General features: G+C 61.5%; 19 protein-coding genes. 6 read left to right on the plus strand and 13 right to left on the minus strand.

The features are described from left to right. Positions 1 to 97: 97 nt before the first annotated feature. Positions 98 to 562, minus strand: a complete 465-nt coding sequence (locus tag AC3B5Q_RS11615) for a PA2171 family ribosome-binding persister protein (protein ID WP_021782279.1) — start codon at positions 560 to 562, stop codon at positions 98 to 100. A gap of 169 nt (positions 563 to 731) precedes the next feature. Then, the gene (locus AC3B5Q_RS11620; RefSeq protein WP_103444542.1) at positions 732 to 1589 is read right to left on the minus strand and encodes a glucose 1-dehydrogenase; all 858 of its coding nucleotides are present in this window, start codon (positions 1587 to 1589) and stop codon (positions 732 to 734) included. Between the two features lie 193 nt (positions 1590 to 1782). Between AC3B5Q_RS11620 and AC3B5Q_RS11625 the strand changes: the two genes are divergently transcribed. Next, entirely contained in the window at positions 1783 to 2307 is a 525-nt protein-coding gene (locus AC3B5Q_RS11625) for a hypothetical protein (RefSeq protein ID WP_021782281.1), read from the plus strand. A gap of 56 nt (positions 2308 to 2363) precedes the next feature. On the opposite strand, the gene AC3B5Q_RS11630 is transcribed toward AC3B5Q_RS11625, so the two are convergent. The 4 genes from AC3B5Q_RS11630 to AC3B5Q_RS11645 form a co-directional block, all read right to left on the minus strand. After that, positions 2364 to 2903 (minus strand): type 1 glutamine amidotransferase domain-containing protein, encoded by a 540-nt coding sequence (locus AC3B5Q_RS11630; RefSeq protein ID WP_028697242.1) that lies wholly within the window; start codon positions 2901 to 2903, stop codon positions 2364 to 2366. A gap of 92 nt (positions 2904 to 2995) precedes the next feature. Next, positions 2996 to 3688 carry a DUF421 domain-containing protein gene (locus tag AC3B5Q_RS11635; RefSeq protein ID WP_021782283.1) on the minus strand — a complete coding sequence of 231 codons (693 nt, stop codon included), beginning with the start codon at positions 3686 to 3688 and terminating at the stop codon, positions 2996 to 2998. Between the two features lie 95 nt (positions 3689 to 3783). Next, a complete protein-coding gene (locus tag AC3B5Q_RS11640) occupies positions 3784 to 4554 on the minus strand; it encodes an SDR family NAD(P)-dependent oxidoreductase (RefSeq protein ID WP_021782284.1) in 771 nt (256 codons plus the stop codon). 78 nt (positions 4555 to 4632) lie between these two features. Continuing rightward, positions 4633 to 5124: a DUF1543 domain-containing protein gene (locus AC3B5Q_RS11645; protein ID WP_274101551.1), complete on the minus strand. Its 492-nt coding sequence runs from the start codon at positions 5122 to 5124 to the stop codon at positions 4633 to 4635. A gap of 159 nt (positions 5125 to 5283) precedes the next feature. Here AC3B5Q_RS11645 and AC3B5Q_RS11650 point away from each other — a divergent pair, with 159 nt between their 5' ends. The 5 genes from AC3B5Q_RS11650 to AC3B5Q_RS11670 are packed head-to-tail and all read left to right on the plus strand — an operon-like array spanning position 5284 to position 8375. Beyond that, positions 5284 to 5820 (plus strand): chalcone isomerase family protein, encoded by a 537-nt coding sequence (locus tag AC3B5Q_RS11650; protein WP_323600683.1) that lies wholly within the window; start codon positions 5284 to 5286, stop codon positions 5818 to 5820. A 2-nt stretch (positions 5821 to 5822) separates the two neighbouring features. Further along, entirely contained in the window at positions 5823 to 6359 is a 537-nt protein-coding gene (locus tag AC3B5Q_RS11655) for a DUF3833 domain-containing protein (RefSeq protein WP_019751189.1), read from the plus strand. Further along, positions 6356 to 6661 (plus strand): DUF6482 family protein, encoded by a 306-nt coding sequence (locus tag AC3B5Q_RS11660; RefSeq protein WP_021782287.1) that lies wholly within the window; start codon positions 6356 to 6358, stop codon positions 6659 to 6661. The genes AC3B5Q_RS11655 and AC3B5Q_RS11660 overlap by 4 nt, the downstream gene beginning before the upstream one ends. Before the next feature lie 8 nt (positions 6662 to 6669). Further along, positions 6670 to 8196, plus strand: coding sequence for a cryptochrome/photolyase family protein (locus AC3B5Q_RS11665; protein WP_021782288.1), 1527 nt, complete (start codon positions 6670 to 6672; stop codon positions 8194 to 8196). Further along, complete coding sequence (locus AC3B5Q_RS11670) at positions 8193 to 8375, plus strand: DUF2256 domain-containing protein (RefSeq protein WP_080671086.1); 183 nt, start codon at positions 8193 to 8195, stop codon at positions 8373 to 8375. Before AC3B5Q_RS11665 ends, AC3B5Q_RS11670 begins: the two co-directional genes overlap by 4 nt. Here AC3B5Q_RS11670 and AC3B5Q_RS11675 read toward each other — a convergent pair. The 7 genes from AC3B5Q_RS11675 to AC3B5Q_RS11705 form a co-directional block, all read right to left on the minus strand. Further along, the gene (locus tag AC3B5Q_RS11675) at positions 8313 to 8801 is read right to left on the minus strand and encodes a DUF2878 domain-containing protein (RefSeq protein WP_021782289.1); all 489 of its coding nucleotides are present in this window, start codon (positions 8799 to 8801) and stop codon (positions 8313 to 8315) included. The genes AC3B5Q_RS11670 and AC3B5Q_RS11675 overlap by 63 nt on opposite strands. Next, the gene (locus AC3B5Q_RS11680) at positions 8801 to 10063 is read right to left on the minus strand and encodes an SAM-dependent methyltransferase (RefSeq protein WP_021782290.1); all 1263 of its coding nucleotides are present in this window, start codon (positions 10061 to 10063) and stop codon (positions 8801 to 8803) included. The genes AC3B5Q_RS11675 and AC3B5Q_RS11680 overlap by 1 nt, the downstream gene beginning before the upstream one ends. Then, on the minus strand, positions 10038 to 10847 hold the full coding sequence (locus AC3B5Q_RS11685) for a DUF1365 domain-containing protein (protein WP_021782291.1): 810 nt from the start codon (positions 10845 to 10847) through the stop codon (positions 10038 to 10040). Before AC3B5Q_RS11685 ends, AC3B5Q_RS11680 begins: the two co-directional genes overlap by 26 nt. Beyond that, a complete protein-coding gene (locus AC3B5Q_RS11690; RefSeq protein WP_021782292.1) occupies positions 10844 to 12091 on the minus strand; it encodes an NAD(P)/FAD-dependent oxidoreductase in 1248 nt (415 codons plus the stop codon). Before AC3B5Q_RS11690 ends, AC3B5Q_RS11685 begins: the two co-directional genes overlap by 4 nt. Before the next feature lie 6 nt (positions 12092 to 12097). Beyond that, entirely contained in the window at positions 12098 to 12850 is a 753-nt protein-coding gene (locus tag AC3B5Q_RS11695) for an SDR family NAD(P)-dependent oxidoreductase (protein WP_325950871.1), read from the minus strand. Beyond that, positions 12847 to 13269: a nuclear transport factor 2 family protein gene (locus AC3B5Q_RS11700; protein ID WP_021782294.1), complete on the minus strand. Its 423-nt coding sequence runs from the start codon at positions 13267 to 13269 to the stop codon at positions 12847 to 12849. The genes AC3B5Q_RS11695 and AC3B5Q_RS11700 overlap by 4 nt, the downstream gene beginning before the upstream one ends. A 104-nt stretch (positions 13270 to 13373) precedes the next feature. Then, positions 13374 to 13820: a PAS domain S-box protein gene (locus AC3B5Q_RS11705; protein ID WP_392505476.1), complete on the minus strand. Its 447-nt coding sequence runs from the start codon at positions 13818 to 13820 to the stop codon at positions 13374 to 13376. Positions 13821 to 13953: the final 133 nt, after the last annotated feature.

Consider the following 13953-nt stretch of genomic DNA (forward strand, 5'->3'; position numbering starts at 1 on the left):
GCAAGTCGATCCAGCTCTCCATCGAAGCGAGTCCCAAACATTAATCCATTGCGCCAGGCCGGGTCGATCGTGCCCGACCTGGCCTGGCGCCTTTGATTCACGCGGCCCGTTGCTCACCCTTCAGTAGCTTTTTCTGGGCTTGCATGGCGAGCCCCAGCTCGTCCAGTTGGTCTTTTCCGAGCAGCTTTTTCGCGGTGGGAAAGAGCTCTTCTTCCTCTTCCTCGATGTGATGCTCAAGCAGCTCCTTCATCACCTTGACCCGACCGGCGAATTCAAGGGTGCCTGTTTGCGTATGTAGCAGATCGGGCAGCACCAGGGCGTCGACAGTCCGGTGTTCTTCCTTGGCTTCGTAATACATCTTGGCTTCCTCTTTACCACCGGCTTTCTTGATTGCCGGGTAGAGAATGTCCTCCTCCAGAGCGGTGTGGATCTGCAGTTCCTGCTCGATGCGATGCAGCAGTTCGGCGCGCTTCTTTACGGCACGCTCTGTGGTCGCACTGAGCTCTTCCAACAGCTTCTTGACCAATTTATGGTCTTGAACCAGCAGGTCGATAGCATTCATGGTGTCACCTCGTCGCGGGCGAATGAAAAATGGCTTGCATGGAGTTGAGTGGCAGTGGGCGGCAGGGTTCAATGGCGATGACGTCTGGCAGGGTGCGCTTCAGGGGCGGGGCTTGATACCGCTCTGCCAGAGGCACCGAGGCCCGCGTCAGCAGGCCCCGGCAGCACTTTCACAGAATAGGTTTGCCCCCTGTCACGGCGTAGCGCGAACCCGAGATGTAGCTGGCTTCATCGGACCCCAGCAAGACATAGATTGGCGCCACCTCGACAGGTTGACCCGGCCGCCCCATCGGGTAACCGGAACCGAAATTTCTCACCGCCTCATCAGGCATGGTGGCCGGTATCAGCGGTGTCCAGATCGGGCCGGGCGCGACGCTATTGACGCGAATGCCCTGCTTGCCCAGCAATTGCGCAAGGCCTGCAGTGAAATTGGCAATGGCCCCTTTGGTGGCCGCATAGGCCAACAAGCTGGGTGACGGGTCGTCAGAGTTGACCGAGCTGGTGTTGATGATCGAGCCGCCTTTTGGCATCGAGGGCAAAGCGCGTTGGCAGATGCGGAAAATGGCGGTGATGTTGGTATCGAAGGTCTTTACCCATTCATCGTCGTCAATGTCGTCCAGGCTTTCATGGGCCATCTGGAACGCGGCATTGTTGACCAGGATATCGATGCGACCAAACTGCGCCACGGTCTTGTCGACGATGTCATGGCAATGCTGTTTCTGTGCCAGGTCGCCGGGCAGCAGCAGGCACTGGCGGCCAGCCGCTTTGACCCAGCGCGCTGTTTCCTGCGCATCTTCGTGTTCATTCAGATAGGCAATGGCTACGTCAGCGCCTTCCCGGGCATAGGCAATCGCTACCGCACGGCCGATGCCGCTGTCAGCACCAGTTATCAAAGCAATCTTGCCTTCGAGGCGATTGTTGCCGGTGTAGCTCTGCTCGCCACAGTCCGGATACGGCTCCATCCTGCGCTGGGAACCTGGAACGCTTTGCGGTTGGGAGGCGAATGGAGGGGTAGGGTAGTCGCTCATGCTGGAAGCTCCTGCAGGTTGAAACGCTCATTTCCGTTCGAAAGGCGCGGCAAGCCAGTGTTGAAGTGGATCTTCGTGCTGAGCGACGAGCGGTTGATGCACCCACTTCCAGTGAATTTTTACCAACCGCCTGGCTCTACCGCTGACGGGGCTTGCTGGCATGGGTGAGGCCCACGTTATCAAGGAGCCTGCAGTGCCTCGAATCATCACGCCTTCCACGCCGGAACATGAGATCGACCAGACGAATGAAAGGATGTTCGGTACGCCCAAGGAGCGGCTGGATTTCTATCGGCGCGAAATTCAGTATGAGACCACCATCCTGGCCAACCGCACTGACGCTTATCTTGCTGCCCAGTCGTTCCTGGTGATTGCCTATGTGTCATCGATGGGCAACCTGAACCCAGGCTGGGGCGAGATGTTCACCTTGATGGTGCCGGCTTTTCTCGCACTGCTCGGCGTGCTCAGTACACTGAACGCCTGGCCTGGCATCCGCGCGGCCTTCCGGATTATCGAGCACTGGCAGATGAAGCAGAGCCACCTGCTGCGCAGCGAGCCGATGATGGGCCTTGCCTATGACGAGTCGCCACTGTTCTGCGAGGCCGAGACCTCTCAGGCAGGGCACCGTAAATCGCTGCTGTTTTCCTTGCGCACGCCCTGGATTTTCCTGTGTTTCTGGGTTTTGCTGGGCAGCTATTCGGTTTTCATCCAGCTGGCGTGATCAGCGCGTGCTGGCCGGTGCCATGGGCGACCAGCACGCGCTGAAGAGAATCAGGCTCAGCCTGCCAATGCCTTGATCAACTGCTCATTGAACGCGGGGATGTCATCCGGCTGGCGGCTGGTGATGAGGTTGCCATCGACCACCACTTGTTCATCCAGCCACGTACCGCCCGCATTACGAATGTCATCTTGCAAGGTTTTGTAGCTGGTCATTCGCTTGCCTTTGGCCAACCCGCTCGATATCAGCAACCACGCGCCATGGCAGATAACCGCCAGCGGCTTGCCGGCCGCATCGTGGCTTTTAACCAGCTTCTGCGCGCCGGGAATCAAGCGAATCGTGTCCGAATTCTGCACACCGCCGGGCAGCACCAGGGCATCGTAGAGGTCAAGCTGCGCACTGTCGAAAGTCGCATCCACGCTGAACGCGTCGGCAGGTTCGTCATGGTTCCAGCCACGTACCGTGCCTTCTTTCTCGCTCAGGATATCGACCACTGCGCCGCTGTTTTCCAACGCTTCACGCGGGCCGGTCAGTTCCACCTGTTCAAAGCCATCGGTGACCAGAAAGGCCACGCGCTTGCCGTTCAATTGTGCACTCATCATTCTCTCCTCGTGCTGATAGGCCTTTCATAAGGGCCTGCAAACAGCGAGCAAAGTTCCTGCTCGATGCTTGGCGGTATGGGGAGAACAGGCTAACGGTTGCGCACGGTATCCAATGCAGGCGACCAGACCGTATGACCGCAACGTGAACACGCCAGGGTGTCGTGAGGCTCATGGTAGGCCGGAAAACCGCAGTTCACGCAGCAATGCAACCCGGCGCCGGGCGGTGATCTGTACTCTGGGCGATGCTCGAACGGCAGCACTGAGAGGCCTGGACGTGTGTCTTGCTGATCGTAGAAATACAAACTGAGATCACCATCGGTTTCCAGAAGGCCCAGTCGAACCTGGCCCAGGTGCTCGACACCTTGCTGGCGTAGCTCCATGAACAGCTCATTCGGTGAAATGTTCATGTGACGCAGCGAATGGATTTCGTACATGCCATCTTTCACTACCGTGACTGGCAGCCCGTCGATCCAGGCCTCGCAGGTTCTGTTTCGCCTCATGAGGTAGACCGTTCCTCGGTAAAGCATGAACAGTGTGAGGAAAACCAAGGCCACCGGCAGCAGCGGTACATCTTCATAAAAGGTTACATCGCCGGCCGCTGAGCCTAGAGTGAGAATGACCACGAGCTCGAACCGGGACAGCTGTCTGATACCGCGCCGACCACTGAACTTCAGAAAAAAGAACACGGCCAGGAAGGCCGCTGAAACACGAACAGCAACTTCCAGCAGAAAGGTAAAAGGGAAGTCGCCTATCAGCATCCGTTGCAGATCAAACGAAACCATTCGTTCCACCCTTCCTTCTGCCGTTGTCAGATAAAGGGTTGACCCCTCTCGCTCAGAGCTGGTTCATCGACTTTGCCTGGAACTCTCCGCGCGCGTCACCAGGGAATCGGCGTGCCATCCCACGCCCAGAACGTTCCGCTCTGCGCCGGGCCGTGACGGCTCACAAGTGCCAGGATGCAGGTGGCGGCAAACGCGGGCGAGAACAGTTTGTCTGGCGCCACGTTGCCCTGAAAGGGTCGGGAAAGCTGGGTGTCGGTGGTGCCGGGATGCAATGCAAGTACCGTTGACGCGGGGTTCAGTCGCTTCAGCTCTATGCTTGCAGTGCGCAGAAGCTGGTTGAGCGCGGCTTTGCTGGCACGGTAGCTGTACCAGCCCCCCAAATGATTGTCGCCGATCGACCCGACCCGCGCCGACAAGGCGACGAAGGCCATCGGTTGCCGACGCAGCAGCGGCAGCAAATGCTTGAGCAGCAGAACAGGGGCGAAACAGTTGGTGGTGAAACTGCTCAGCAACCCCGCCATATCAAGCTGGTTCAGCGCTTTTTCAGCCCGTGCCGGGCCTTCTTGCAGCACGCCAAGCGTGCTGAAGACCAGGTTCAGCTGGTCGCAGCAGGCGCCAACCTGTGCTGCCAGAGTGTGCAGTGCCTGCTCGGATCGGGCGTCGCAGTCGAGGCGAACCAACCGTCGTCCGTGCTCTGTGAACAAGGTATCCAGCGCAGGGCTGGTGGTGGCTCGTCGCGAAACGGCGAACACCAGCCCGATGTCATCGCGCGCCAGCAACTGCGTGCACAATGCCAGGCCAATCCCTTCACTGGCCCCGCAGACCAGCACGTTGGCGGGTGTGTGAAGGTCGTTTATCAGGCTCATCAGAGTGTCCTCTTGGCTGGGCGCTGGCGCCTCGTCCTGTGATGGCTGCCAACGTTCTTGCACCTGGCAGGGGTGAGCTCACAGCAGGATATAGTCGCTGTACTGCCGTAAGCCGTCATGGGGCCCTTCGATCAAGTGCACGTAACGGTCGTTCACCCAGTCGATCGGCAGGCAATCGTCGACGTCCAGTACCGCGTCGGTATGCGGCTTGAGCCAGTCTGCCTGCAGGCGCTGTTTGCCCAGTTGCCTGGCCTCGGCCTTGTCCTTCGCCACCACTAGCAGGTAGCGGTGTGCCTCGCCAAACACCCTGGGCTCGTAGCCGCCAAGGTTGATGAAGAACAGCCTGGGATCGTGTGGGCCAGGCGCTACCTGGCTGAACGCGACGCGGTAGCGGTCAATACCGTCGACTTCCATCCATGCGTCGATGTGCAGGCCCGTTCGGCTCCCGAACCAGGCTTGGCGCAGATGTGGGTGTGCCTGTTCAAGTGAGTCCGCCTGCGCGAACACCACGTCGTGGACCTCGATATTGGCCCGTGGGTGGCGTCCACCGAGCATGACGACGTACAGCATGAGCAATTCCTTCTATCTCGACGTTCATGGTTTTTCGATAACGGAGCGCGAGGCTTGCAGAAACGTGCATGCCAGGCATTAAATTCTGTACATTTCCCATCAAATATCTGTACACGTGTCTACTATTGTATAGTATTTCTCGAAGTGCTCGAGGTCAGAATGGCGCACCCTGCACGTTGGACCTGTTTGTGCCTGCTGCTAGCCGCCATGTCGTCGGCGGCAGACTGGCGAGCGGAGCTGCCTGCGGCGCAACGGCTGGGCGCCGGTGATTTCACCTGGTTTGGCCTGCGGCTGTACACCGCCCGGTTATGGGCAGTTGGCCCGGTTCAGGGCTGGAACCAGCCGTTCGCCCTTGAACTGCTCTATCACCGGTCATTGTCCAGGGACACGCTGGTCAAGGCCAGCCTCGAGGAAATGCAACGCCTGGATGGCGGCAGCATGACGGCACAGCAACGCGCGGCATGGACCAAGGCGATAGAGCAGGCATTCGTGGACGTGAGCCCTGGCATGCGCATCACGGGCTTGTACCTGCCGGGGAAGGGTTGCCGCTTTTACGTCGACGGCAAACTGAGCCACGCGATCAACGATCCGGTGTTCGCCCGGGCCTTCTTCGCCATCTGGCTCGACCCGCGGGCCAGAGACCCCCAATTGCGTCAGCGGCTGCTTGGGCTGGCTGGCGATGACCGAGGAGCCTGAACATGTACAAAGCGCTGTTGCTGGCTGCCTGCCTGCTTCTGGGCAGTTGTGGCAATGTCGGTGTCGAGCACTATGCCCAGGAGCAGCCGAAGCTGGACCTGGCGGCGTTCTTCTCGCGCCCGGTTCAGGCGTGGGGGATGTTCCAGAAGCGTTCCGGGGAGGTGGTCAAGCGCTTCCATGTGCGCATCGACAGCCGCCGCGAGGGTGAGCGGCTGATCCTCGACGAACATTTTCTCTATAGCGATGGTACACGCCAGCAGCGGACCTGGACGCTGGTGCCGGACGGCCCCGGGCGCTGGCGGGGAACAGCGGGGGACGTGATCGGCGAGGCGCGTGGCGAAGTGGCGGGCAACGCGCTGCGATGGCGTTACCAACTGGACCTGCCGGTCGATGGGCGGCACTGGCAGGTAGACCTGGACGACTGGATGTACCTCATGGATGACGACACCCTGATCAACCGCTCGAGCATGAGCAAACTGGGCGTGGAGATTGGTCAGATCACCTTGTTCTTCCGCCGCCTGCCAGAGGGCACACCATGAACCTGAACGCGCTGACCCAGCTGGTTTCGACCGGCGAAGCCAAGGAACTTGAACTGCTGTCGCTGGAGGGGGGCTTCTACCTCCTGCGTGCCCTGACCGACGCCGGCCCCGTGACATTGAGCGATGCCCAGGGGCAGCCCGTGCGCGTGCGCTCCACGACCGAACTGCGGCAGTTGCTGGCCGACCTGCCGCCGGTGCCGTGCATGCTGGTGCAGCAGGTGGTGCACGATGAGATGTGCGGGCAGCGCGACGGCCCCATCGCGCCGCTGCGCGTACCGGTAACGCTCACCAGCCAGTGGTAGCCCGGACGATGCGCCTGGGCCTGGTGCTGGGTGACCAACTGTCGTTCGACCTGGCAAGCCTGGCGTCCCTTGACCCTGCTCGCGATGCGGTCCTGATGGCGGAAGTGGAGGGGGAGGCCAGATACGTACCGCATCATCCGCTGAAGATCGTTCTCATCTTCAGCGCCATGCGCCATTTTGCCCAGGCCCTGCGTGAACGGGGTTGGCAGGTGCACTATGTCAAGCTGGACGCCGAGGGTAACAGCGGCAGCATCGTGGGTGAGTTGCGTCGTTGGCAACAAACCTTGGGCGCCACCCACATCCACCTGACCGAGTGCGGGGAGTGGCGCCTGGAGCAGGCCTTGCGTGATGCCGCACTGCCGCTTGTGTGGTTTCGCGACACGCGTTTTCTGTGCTCCCGTGAAGCCTTCGGGCGCTGGGCCACAGAACGTCGCCAGCTGCGTATGGAGCACTTCTACCGTGGCATGCGCAAGCGAACCGGCCTGCTCATGGAGCCTGACGGCAGCCCGGCAGGTGGGGCCTGGAATTTCGATGGCGACAATCGCAAGCCATTGCCACGGCAGCTGCGTGGCCCGTTCGCTGCGCATTTCGCGCAGGACGACATCACAACAGCGGTGGTGGCCTTGGTGCGTCAGCGCTTCAGCGACCACTACGGGGGCGTCGACGGTTTCGATTACCCCGTGACCCATGCCGAGGCACAACAGCTGTGGCAGCATTTTCTGGATTTCGGCCTGGCGGCTTTCGGTGACTACCAGGACGCGATGGCCGAAGGCGAGCCGTACCTGTTTCATGCGCGCATCAGTGCGGCACTCAACATTGGGCTTCTGGATGTGCGTCGTCTGTGCGACGACGTCGACAAAGCCTGGCGCGAGGGGCGGGTGCCGCTCAATGCAGCCGAAGGCTTCATTCGCCAGCTGATCGGCTGGCGTGAGTATGTGCGTGGCATCTATTGGCAGCGCATGCCGGCGTATGCCGGGCTCAATCACCTGAACAACGACCGGGCGCTGCCAGCGTTCTACTGGACCGGGCGCACCCGCATGCGCTGCATGGCGCAAGCCATCGGGCAAACCCTGCGGTTGGGCTACGCTCACCATATTCAGCGGTTGATGGTTACCGGCAACTTCGCCCTGCTGGCCGGTATCGTGCCAACCGCGATTTGTGAGTGGTACCTGGCGGTCTACATGGATGCCTTCGAGTGGGTCGAACTGCCCAACACGCTTGGCATGGTGATGCACGCCGACGGCGGCTACCTGGGGTCCAAGCCGTATTGCGCCAGTGGTCGTTATATCCAGCGCATGTCCGATCATTGCAAGGCTTGCAGTTACAAGGTTGACCAGGTGACCGAAGAGGATGCCTGCCCGTTCAATGCCTTGTATTGGCATTTTCTCATTCGCCATCGCCCCCAGCTCTCGGCTAACCCGCGCCTGGCCCTGGTCTATCGCAGCCTCGATGGCATGCCCCCTGGCCGTCGCGATGCCGTGTGGCTACGTGGCCAGTCTTTGTTGGCGCGGCTTGATGCGGGGCAGGCGTTATGAAAAAGAGCTTTCTGCCCAGCAAGGTTTGCGTGGTGTGTGGCCGGCCATTCAACTGGCGCAAGCGTTGGGCTCGTTGCTGGGAGCAGGTGCGCTACTGTTCCGAGCGATGCCGCCGGTCAGCGCCTCGCCGCGACCCGCACCAGCAGCGGCAAGGCCAAAGCCCATATCGGCATCAGTAGCAGGCCGGTTTCCAGCGCGCCCAATGGCAAGGCGACATCTGCCAGCCTGGCGCCGCCTACATAGGCCAGAGGGCCGCCAATCGCCCCCAGTAGTGCAGCGCTTCGCCAGTGCCTGCCGGCCCATGCCAGGCTGTGACGCATACCGCTGGCCAGCACCAACCACAGCAGCGCTAGCCACAACGGCAGGGGCCTGGCGTCGAAACTGAACACACCCAGTGCTCCCAGCGCGCTGTCGAGCACGCAGCCGATAAAGGTAACGCGCAACAGAGCCTTGACCTCGGCATCGATGTCCGGGCACAGGCGCAGGTGCACAGCCACGCCCGGAATCACCAGCAGCAACAGCAAGGGCCGCTCGGCGCCCAGCACGCAGATCCACCAGCCGGCTTGCAGCCAGAGGGCATTGCCGATCAGCCAGCGGCTGGGCATCAGGCACCGCCAGGCAAGGGCGCGCGGCGTGCCTGGGGCGCTGCCCAGAGTAGGTGTGCTACGCCAATGGCGCGCTCCTCGAAACCGCCTTGGCAGTAGCAAAGGTAAAACTCCCACAGGCGCTGGAACATGTCGTCGTAGCCAAGGTCCGTCAGCGCGGTGCGAGCCTGACGCAGGTTTTCGCGCCAGTGCCGCAGGGTGTGGGCATAGTCCTGACCGAAATCCTCCATGTGCACAAGGTTAAGGCCAGTGTGCCGGCTGGCGGTGTCGAGCAACACGCTGAGCGAAGGCAGGGCGCCACCGGGGAAGATGTAGCGCTGGATAAAGTCGACCGAGCGCTGCGCCTGGGCATAGCGCTGGTCGCGGATGGTGATCGCCTGCAATAGCATCAGGCCTTCAGGCTTGAGTAGCGAGGCACACTGGCGGAAATATACCGGCAGGTAGCGATGGCCAACCGCTTCGATCATCTCGATCGAAACCAGTTTGTCGAACGTGCCTTGAAGGTCGCGGTAGTCTTCGCGGAGCACTTGCACACGCTGCTCCAGCCCCAGGGCCTGAACGCGCTTCAGGGTATGGCTGTACTGCGCCTCGGAGAGCGTCGTGGTGGTGACCCTGCAGCCGTAACGGGTGGCTGCGTGGATAGCGAGGCTGCCCCAGCCGCTGCCTATTTCCAGCAGGTGATCGTCAGGGCTCAGCTCGAGTTTTTGGCAGATGCGCTCCAGCTTGTGCAACTGAGCCTGCTCCAGTGATTGGTCAGGGTGCTCGAATTGCGCAGCCGAATACATCATGGTGGGGTCCAGCAGCCGCTCGAACAGGGCATTGCCCAGGTCGTAGTGCGCCAGAATGTTGCGCCGGGCACCGCGCTTGTCGTTGCGGTTGAGCCGGTGCAGCAGGCGCAGGGCAGGGCGGCCCAAGCGGGCCAGGCCGCCCTCGAGCGCGTCGAGCACTTCAAGGTTGGCGACGAACAGGCGGGTCACCAGCGCCAGCTCGGGGCTGCGCCAATAGCCGTGAATGTAGGCTTCGCCCGCACCGATCGAGCCATTGCCGGCGATCAGGCTCCAGGTGGCGTCATCGAGGATTTCCACCTCGGCCTGCAACGGGCTGTCGGCATCACCGAAACTCCACTGCTGCCCGTGGCTGAGCAGGCGCAGGTGGCCGTGACGCAGCTTGCCCAACTGGGCGAGCACGGCGCTTCGTGCCAGCCCGCCGAGCAGTGGCGCAAGGCCTGCGAACTTGCTAACGCTCAGGGTGGGATTCGACATCATCAAGGTCCTCGCAAGGTTGGCCAAGCGCCAGGTCACCCTGGCAGGCGGTGTGGTCATGCACGGGCGTGCGTTTGAGTAACAGACGGAGCGCTTGCCAGTAGATGGCCGAGACGGTGCGCAGGCTCATCCACGGGAAGTTCAGGACATACCGACGCAGCGCGGTTCCATCCAGTGGCGTGCGGCGCAAGGCGAGGTCGGCTTCGAACACCTTTGTGCCGCCTTGCCAGTTCTGCATGTGAATGCGCACATGGTCCGCGTCCAGGAAAAAGCGCAGGCGATAGTCCATGTCCAGCGGCATGAACGGCGACACATGGAAGGCCTTGCCGACGCTGAAGGGCCTGGCAAGGTTGCCTTGCACCGGTAGCACGTAATGAAAGCGTTCACGCCAGGGCGTGTTGCGCACTTCCATCAGGATCGCGGTCAGGCGCCCGTCTCGGTCATGGCAGAAATAGAAACTCACCGGGTTGAACGACAGCCCCCAGCAACGCAGTTGCGTGAGCAGCTGTACCCGGCCTTCGGGCAGGTGCCCCGTCGCCTGCCCCACCAGCAAGCGTGCAGCCTGGGCCAGCGATTCGCCTTGGCGGGTCTGAGCGGGCAGGTAGTCGGTCTCGCGCCAGCACAACGGCGCCAGGCGCCAGCGCCCCAGCCAGCGTGACAGGCCCATCAGCCAGGTTTGTTCGTCCAGGTCCAGGTAGAACATGCCGATCCGGTAGCGAAACGCGTGGACCCGCGGCGTCAGCCGACGGTGGCTGATCCAGCCCAGGCAGAGGCTGCTGTTCACAGTTGCTCTCCGAAATGCGCGGCCACTTTCAGTGCGCTGACCACCCCGTCTTCATGAAAGCCATTGCCCCAGTAGGCACCGCAGAAATAACTGTGCTGTTGCCCTTGCAGTTGCTCCTGGCACGCTTGCGCGGCGGACGCTGCAACGCTGTACTGGGGATGGGCGTACTGGAAGCGGGCGATGACCTGTGCCGGGTCTATCAGTGCGGTCTGGTTGAGGCTCACGCAGAAGGTTGTCGGTGCCTGGATACCTTGCAGAATGTTCATGTTGTAGGTCAGCGCGGCAGGAGCCTGCTCTGGGCCGCCCAGGCGGTAGTTCCAGCTGGCCCAGGCGCGCTGGCGGCGTGGCAGCAGACGAGTATCGGTGTGCAGCACCACGTCGTTACTGGCGTAACCGATGGCGCCGAGTACGGCGCGCTCCCGGGTACTGGGGCTTTCCAGCAGTGCCAGGGCCTGATCGCTGTGGCAGGCGAACACCACATTGTCGAAGCGTTCGGTGCCGGCCGCGCTCACGAGGGTCACGCCACCTTCGTCGCGGCTGACCCGGTAAACCTTGCAGTTGAGGCGGATGCGCTCAGAGAACGTTCGGCACAGCGGCGCGACATAGCTGCGCGAGCCGCCTTTGATCACCCGCCACTGTGGGCGTTGGTTGACCGACAGCAAGCCGTGGTTGCGACAGAAGCGCACAAAGAACTCAAGCGGGAAGTGGAGCATGTCTGCGCGAGACATCGACCAGATCGCCGACCCCATCGGCACGATGTAATGATCGATGAAGCGCTGCCCATAGTGATTCGCCTGAAGGTAGGCGCCCAGCGTGGTGCTGGCATCGATACGCTGGCTGTCCAGGTCGGCCAGTGCCTGACGGTTGAAACGCAGAATGTCCCGGATCATCCCCCAGAACCCTGGGGACACCAGGTTGCTGCGTTGGGCGAACAGTGTGTTCACGTCGTGGCCGTTATATTCCAGGCCCGTGATCGGGTCATGCACGGAAAAGCTCATCTCGGTCGGCTGCGAAGGGACCTTGAGCTGGTCGAGCAAGCGGATAAAGTGCGGGTACGTCCAGTCGTTGAAAACAATGAAACCGGTATCTATTGCATGGCGCTGGCCTTTCCAGACCACATCAAGGGTGTGTGTGTGCCCCCCAATCCATTGCTCGGCCTCGAAAACCGTGACTTCGTGCTTGCGTGACAGCAAATGGGCGCAGGTCAGCCCCGCGATGCCACTGCCGATGATTGCTATACGCATGGATCATCATTCCTGTTCATGACGGGCGAGGCGTTGGCCCAGCGCCAGGCGCAGGCGCGCGGGCAGCGCCCCGAGCAGGCGCAACACCCAGGTAAAAAGACCGGGGAAGTTGATTTCCAGGGGGCGGCGGGGCAGGCGCCTGGCGATATGCCGGGCGGCACGCTGCGCAGACCACAGCTGTGGCATGGGGAAATCGTTGCGGCGGGTCAGTGGTGTGTCTACGAAGCCTGGGCTTACCAGGGTGACCGCGATGCCTTCGCGAGCCAGGTCGATTCGCTGCGACTCCACCAGATAGCGCACCGCGGCCTTGGACGCGCCATAGGCGCCAGCACGGGGCAAGGCCAGCCAGGTTACCGAACTGCCCATCACCACCAGGTGGGGGCGTTGGCCGGCGCGAAGCAAGGGCAGTGCCGCCGCCAGGCAGTAGCTGACGCCCAGCAGGTTGGTGCGCATGACGCGCTCGACCAACGCCGGATCGAAATGCCCCGGCTCCAGGTATTCGCAGGTGCCGGCATTGAAAATGGCCATGTCCAGGCCTCCCCAGGCCTGCTCGATATGCGCAGCGATGCCGGCGACCTGCTCCGGGTTGTCAAGATCGCCAATCGCCAGCAATACCTGCCCGGGAAACTGTTCGGCCAGCGGGGCAAGGCGGTCGGCGTTGCGCCCGCCCAAGGCCACCTGGTGGCCTTGCTCCAGGAGGATTTGCGCGAGCGCGGCACCGATCCCGCTGCTGGCGCCGGTCAGCCAGCAGCGGCTCATGCCAGCCTGCCTTTGAGCCAGCGGATCGCAGTGCCCATGACGGGAAGGTGCTCATAAAGCAGGGCACCGGCGTCGAAATAGTCCTGGTGAAAATGCACACGGTCGCGCCAATGCAGGCAGCTGCACCCCTGCAACGTGATCGGCTGGCCGCCAGCCAGGCGCGGGTGGCAAAACTGTAGCGTCCAACGCAGGTAGCCCTGCCCGGGCCTTACCTCGTCAGCGCTGGTGAAGGCGTAGCGGATATCGCTGGCGTTGGCGTACAACTGCTCGAAGTAGGCGCGCAGGGCCTGCAGCCCCTGTATCTGGTGCAGGGGGTCACGAAAGGTGACATCTTCGCTGTACAGTTTTTCCAGCGTGTCGAGGTTAGCCCCATCAAGGCGGGCGAAGCGCTCGGCGAATTGCTGTAAGTACGCTGACATACTGGGCTCCAGACAATCCTGTACAAAATCGTATTGCTGTACAGGTATAACTGAAGCCTAAGCCTTAATCTATACAAGTCAACGTTCTTGTATAGGTTTTTTTGTCAGCGCTTGGCCTGGCCCTGTTGCCGGCGCAGTTCCGTCACTTCAGCCTCCAGCTCGCGAACCCTTTCCTCGGCGAATACTTGCGCTGTGACATCGCGCTGGATGCCGATGTAGTAGGTCAGCTGGTCCGCCTCGTTGTGCACGGGTGTGATGGACAACTCATTCCAGAACAGGCTGCCGTCCTTGCGGTAGTTGCGCAGCACCTGGCAGCAGGGGCGGCCTTCGCGGATCGCCTCGCGGATAATTGCGATGCCCGGCTGGTCGTGATCCTCGCCCTGAAGAAAACGGCAGTCCTGATAGAGAATATCGTCGGCGCAGTAGCCGGTCAGGCGCTCGAAGGCCGGGTTGACGTAGATAAGGATGCTCTCATTGCCTTCCTGCTCGGCGACGACGATGCCATCGTTGGAATGCTCGACCATCAGTTGCAGGAGTTTTGCGTTGATCATGGGGCTCACCTACAGACATTTCGTATGCGATGTGCGCCGAAGGCTTCAGTGCAGAAGCTTTTGGCGCTGTTTGTTGCATGATGAACCAAGGAGGCTCGCCGCAGAAGGTGCATCTGGGTTTAGAATATGCAAC

It is taken from the genome of Pseudomonas sp. D5(2026) (genome assembly GCF_057766845.1).

Excerpts from the sequence above, each read along its gene's own strand:
- AC3B5Q_RS11650 (WP_323600683.1), top strand. The coding sequence starts at position 5,284 with ATGGCGCACCCTGCACGTTGGACCTGTTTGTGCCTGCTGCTAGCCGCC.
- AC3B5Q_RS11705 (WP_392505476.1), bottom strand. The coding sequence starts at position 13,820 with ATGATCAACGCAAAACTCCTGCAACTGATGGTCGAGCATTCCAACGAT.
- AC3B5Q_RS11665 (WP_021782288.1), top strand. The coding sequence starts at position 6,670 with ATGCGCCTGGGCCTGGTGCTGGGTGACCAACTGTCGTTCGACCTGGCA.
- AC3B5Q_RS11635 (WP_021782283.1), bottom strand. The coding sequence starts at position 3,688 with ATGGTTTCGTTTGATCTGCAACGGATGCTGATAGGCGACTTCCCTTTT.
- AC3B5Q_RS11695 (WP_325950871.1), bottom strand. The coding sequence starts at position 12,850 with ATGAGCCGCTGCTGGCTGACCGGCGCCAGCAGCGGGATCGGTGCCGCG.
- AC3B5Q_RS11655 (WP_019751189.1), top strand. The coding sequence starts at position 5,823 with ATGTACAAAGCGCTGTTGCTGGCTGCCTGCCTGCTTCTGGGCAGTTGT.
- AC3B5Q_RS11700 (WP_021782294.1), bottom strand. The coding sequence starts at position 13,269 with ATGTCAGCGTACTTACAGCAATTCGCCGAGCGCTTCGCCCGCCTTGAT.
- AC3B5Q_RS11670 (WP_080671086.1), top strand. The coding sequence starts at position 8,193 with ATGAAAAAGAGCTTTCTGCCCAGCAAGGTTTGCGTGGTGTGTGGCCGG.
- AC3B5Q_RS11660 (WP_021782287.1), top strand. The coding sequence starts at position 6,356 with ATGAACCTGAACGCGCTGACCCAGCTGGTTTCGACCGGCGAAGCCAAG.
- AC3B5Q_RS11640 (WP_021782284.1), bottom strand. The coding sequence starts at position 4,554 with ATGAGCCTGATAAACGACCTTCACACACCCGCCAACGTGCTGGTCTGC.
- AC3B5Q_RS11620 (WP_103444542.1), bottom strand. The coding sequence starts at position 1,589 with ATGAGCGACTACCCTACCCCTCCATTCGCCTCCCAACCGCAAAGCGTT.
- AC3B5Q_RS11675 (WP_021782289.1), bottom strand. The coding sequence starts at position 8,801 with ATGCCCAGCCGCTGGCTGATCGGCAATGCCCTCTGGCTGCAAGCCGGC.
- AC3B5Q_RS11690 (WP_021782292.1), bottom strand. The coding sequence starts at position 12,091 with ATGCGTATAGCAATCATCGGCAGTGGCATCGCGGGGCTGACCTGCGCC.
- AC3B5Q_RS11645 (WP_274101551.1), bottom strand. The coding sequence starts at position 5,124 with ATGCTGTACGTCGTCATGCTCGGTGGACGCCACCCACGGGCCAATATC.
- AC3B5Q_RS11680 (WP_021782290.1), bottom strand. The coding sequence starts at position 10,063 with ATGTCGAATCCCACCCTGAGCGTTAGCAAGTTCGCAGGCCTTGCGCCA.
- AC3B5Q_RS11630 (WP_028697242.1), bottom strand. The coding sequence starts at position 2,903 with ATGAGTGCACAATTGAACGGCAAGCGCGTGGCCTTTCTGGTCACCGAT.
- AC3B5Q_RS11615 (WP_021782279.1), bottom strand. The coding sequence starts at position 562 with ATGAATGCTATCGACCTGCTGGTTCAAGACCATAAATTGGTCAAGAAG.